Annotated in this window: 3 protein-coding genes; all 3 read right to left on the bottom strand. The window is 66.6% G+C overall.

All coding sequences use genetic code 11. The features are described from left to right. Positions 1–43: 43 nt before the first annotated feature. Positions 44–529, bottom strand: coding sequence for a disulfide bond formation protein B (locus CF68_RS01030; protein WP_010810635.1), 486 nt, complete (start codon positions 527–529; stop codon positions 44–46). A 146-nt stretch (positions 530–675) separates the two neighbouring features. Continuing rightward, on the bottom strand, positions 676–1,239 hold the full coding sequence (locus CF68_RS01025; RefSeq protein WP_035815444.1) for a GNAT family N-acetyltransferase: 564 nt from the start codon (positions 1,237–1,239) through the stop codon (positions 676–678). A 3-nt stretch (positions 1,240–1,242) separates the two neighbouring features. Further along, entirely contained in the window at positions 1,243–2,604 is a 1,362-nt protein-coding gene (gene radA, locus CF68_RS01020) for a DNA repair protein RadA (RefSeq protein WP_035815442.1), read from the bottom strand. Between the last annotated feature and the right edge of the window lie 15 nt (positions 2,605–2,619).

Below are 2,619 nucleotides of genomic sequence, written 5' to 3'. Positions count from 1 at the left end.
CGCCAACGGCGCCGTTTCTTGTTTGCGGTGGCCTGCTCTCGACTCAGCGGAAATTCTTCTCGCGCCGGATCAACCCCACCGCCAGCGTCAGCGTCAGGATAAACAGCCAGATCAGCGACCATGCCGGCACCGACAGCCCCAGCACCGGCGGCAGCGGCGCGGTGCACAGGCCATCGGCGTAGAACACCTGCGGCAGCGCCTTGGCCGTCGGCAGCGCGTTGACCCAGTTTTCCAGCGGGTCGATGCCGCAGCTGGCCTTGGGATTGAGCAGCAGCGACACGTGGTAGACCGCCACCGCAATCCCGGCGATGCCGGACAGCATGCCCAGGCCCTGCCACAGCGAGCGCGTGTTCTGCGCCACCGCGGCCAGCAGCGAGAAGATGCCGATGCCGATAAAGGCGAAGCGCTGCATCACGCAGAGCGGGCAAGGCTGGTAGCCCTTTTCAAACTGCAGGTAGAGCGCAACGCCGACCAGGCCGAAGGAAACGAGGGCGATCAGCAGGAAATAGGCGCGGGAGTTGGCTTGCATAGTGGGTGATCAGGTAATCCGGTAAGCGGTGCCGTCAGTGGATGGCGCGGCATTGCTGCGCATTATTACCTATTTTGCAGCGCCTGCAGTTGGCGTCACACGCAGCGCAAGCCCCCTGTGCCCTGTGGCGGATTCACGCAGGGGTGCTATGCGCCGGCTGCCTGCCACGCCGTGCGCGGCAAACGGTACAGGCAATGGGGCCGCAACGGATGACCTGGCGGCAATGCGGGATGCTCGAAGCCCACGGCATCCTCGCGCATGCCGAGCCGTTCCATGACCGCCCGCGAGCGCGCATTGGCGAGTGTCGTGAAGGACACGATCTCATCCAGCCCCAGCCGCTCAAAGCCCCAGGCAAGCGCGCCGCGTGCCGCCTCGGTCGCGTAGCCGCTGCCCCAGGCGTGCCGCGCCAGGCGCCAGGCAATCTCCACGCAAGGCGCGAACGGCAGCGCCGCGGTGGGCTCGTGCAATCCGACAAACCCCAGGAAAACACCGTCCGCCTTGCGCTCCGCCACCCAGACGCCCCATCCCTTCGCTGCGATCAGGCTGCGGCAGTGGTCGGCCATCGCATCGCTTTCAACCCGCGTCAGCGGCGCAGGGAAATAGCGCATCACCTGCGCATCGGCATTGAGCGCGGCAAACGGCACATAGTCCGCCTCGCGCCACTGGCGCAGCCGCAGGCGTTCCGTCTCGAAGGCGATATCTTCGTCCATGGCTCAGTCCAGATGGCGCACGCGGTCGATGGCCTGCTCGATGCGTTCCACCGCGATCACTTCGAGCCCGTCGATCTTCTGTTTGGGCGCGTTCGCCTTGGGAATCACGGCGATCGTAAAGCCCAGCTTGGCGGCTTCCTTCAGGCGCTCCTGCCCGCGCGGGCTGGGCCGGATCTCACCGGCCAGGCCGACTTCGCCGAACACCACCAGGCCGCGCGGCAGCGGCTTGTTGCGCATCGATGAATGGATCGACAGCAGCACCGCCAGGTCGGCGGCCGGCTCGGTGATCTTGACCCCACCCACCGCGTTCAGGAACACGTCCTGGTCAAAGCAGGCAATGCCCGCGTGCCGGTGCAGCACCGCCAGCAGCAGCGCCAGCCGGTTCTGCTCAAGCCCCACCGCCAGCCGGCGCGGGTTGGGCACATGCGCGGTATCGACCAGCGCCTGGATCTCCACCAGCAGCGGACGCGTGCCCTCCTGCGTCACCAGCACGCATGAGCCCGGCACGGTTTCCTCATGCTGCGACAGGAACAGCGCCGACGGATTGCTGATGCCGCGCAGGCCGCGCTCGGTCATGGCAAACACGCCCAGCTCATTGACCGCGCCGAAGCGGTTCTTGAAGGCGCGGATCAGCCGGTGCGACGAATGGGTATCGCCCTCGAAATACAGCACCGTATCGACGATATGCTCCAGCACGCGCGGACCCGCCAGGCTGCCTTCCTTGGTCACATGGCCGACCAGGATGATGGTGATGCCGCTGCTCTTGGCAATGCGCGTCAGCTGCGCCGCGCATTCGCGCACCTGCGCGACCGAGCCCGGTGCTGAGGTCAATGCCTCGGAGTACAGCGTCTGGATCGAGTCGATCACCGCGACTTCGGGCCTTTCCACTTCCAGCGTGGCCTGGATCTTCTCCAGCTGGATTTCGGCAAGCAGCCCCAGCGACGGGCTTTCCACGCCCAGCCGCTGTGCGCGCAGCGCGATCTGCGCACCGGATTCTTCGCCGCTGACATAGAGCACACGACGCTGGCCGGCCAGATTGGCCAGGGCCTGCAGCAGCAGCGTGGACTTGCCGATGCCGGGATCGCCGCCGATCAGCACCACCCCGCCCGACACCAGGCCGCCGCCCAGCACGCGGTCGAATTCATCGATGCCGCTGGAGAAGCGCGGCACGTCGGCGGCATCGATCTCCGACAGCTTGCGCACCGTGGCCGAAGCGGCCAGCGGCTGGAAGCGCTTGTTCGCGGCGGACTCGGCCACCGTCTCCACCAGCGTGTTCCACTGCTGGCAATGCGGGCACTGGCCGGCCCAGCGCGGCGTGGTGCCGCCGCATTCAGTACACGTATAGACAGTCTTGGTCTTGGCCAACGGATGTCCTTGCAG

The organism is Cupriavidus sp. SK-4 (genome assembly GCF_000611125.1).
Lineage (GTDB): Bacteria > Pseudomonadota > Gammaproteobacteria > Burkholderiales > Burkholderiaceae > Cupriavidus > Cupriavidus necator.
The sequence above is the reverse complement of the archived record's forward strand: the minus strand, read 5'-3'. Positions and strand labels throughout refer to the sequence as shown.

What these genes read in the sequence shown, in the direction of transcription:
- CF68_RS01030 (WP_010810635.1), bottom strand. Translation starts at nt 529, where the DNA reads ATGCAAGCCAACTCCCGCGCCTATTTCCTGCTGATCGCCCTCGTTTCC.
- CF68_RS01025 (WP_035815444.1), bottom strand. Translation starts at nt 1,239, where the DNA reads ATGGACGAAGATATCGCCTTCGAGACGGAACGCCTGCGGCTGCGCCAG.